This is a genomic window from Isoptericola sp. BMS4, from assembly GCF_011634835.1.
Lineage (GTDB): Bacteria > Actinomycetota > Actinomycetes > Actinomycetales > Cellulomonadaceae > Isoptericola.
Map to the genome: position 1 here is coordinate 1 of NZ_SIRP01000031.1, position 326 is coordinate 326.

Annotated in this window: 1 pseudogene; it reads left to right on the forward strand. The window is 65.6% G+C overall.

The features are described from left to right. Window positions 1-326: pseudogene (locus EYB28_RS19845) on the forward strand (carbohydrate ABC transporter permease); the annotation flags it as partial.

Genomic DNA, 326 nt, shown 5'->3' on the forward strand with positions numbered 1-326 from the left:
TTCATCGGCTCGTTCAAGACGAGCTCGGAGATCTTCAGCTCGCCGTTCTCGCTGCCGGCCGAGTGGAGCTTCACCAACTACTCCACGGCGTGGGTCGACGCCGAGATCGGCAGGGCGTTCGTCAACACGATCATCGTGGTCGGCACCGCGCTGGTGCTGGTCATGGTCCTGGGCGCGATGTGCGCCTACGTGCTGGGGCGGTACGAGTTCCGGGGGCGGCGGGCGATCTACTACCTCATGCTCGCGGGGCTGACGTTCCCGGTGTTCCTCGCGATCGTGCCGCTGTTCTTCGTGCTGGACAACATCGGCCTGCTGGGCACGCTGCC